At 50.5% G+C, this 489-nt stretch carries 1 protein-coding gene; it reads right to left on the reverse strand.

All coding sequences use genetic code 11. The features are described from left to right. The coding region (locus tag AUR66_RS16140) for an AAA family ATPase (protein WP_157533175.1) at nucleotides 1–489 on the reverse strand (489 nt) is incomplete at both ends.

Genomic DNA, 489 nt, shown 5'->3' on the forward strand with positions numbered 1-489 from the left:
GTTACTGATGCCGATGAGTCCAAGCTGGATATTGTCGATATAGCCGTTGTTGTCTGCACGCGTGATCTGGTACAAGAACGTGTCGTCGGTGATATGGTCAATCTCGTCGAGGATGATAACGACGGTCCCAGAGAGTTTGTTGAGTTCATCCCAGAGGAGACGATAGACTTTGGATTGCGGGTGGCCGGTTTCAGCGATATGATGTTCGGGTTCTCGAAGGTTATTGATGAGACTGATCGCCGCCTGGTAACTCGTAGAAAGGCCATCGCAGTTGAGAGAGATTACCGAAAGATCGACCTCGAAGTGTTCAGCAGAGTCCTGCAGTTCGTTGAGTAGGAAGTTCGTGACAGCAGTCTTCCCGACACCGGTTTTCCCGTAAATGAAGATATTGTCGGGATACTCACCGTTGATGATTGGTTGGAGGGCAGCTTCGTATTCCTCAATCTCGTTGTCCCGGCCAACGATGTCGTCAGGGACGTACTCGACCTT

It is taken from the genome of Haloferax profundi, assembly GCF_001469865.1.
GTDB lineage: Archaea > Halobacteriota > Halobacteria > Halobacteriales > Haloferacaceae > Haloferax > Haloferax profundi.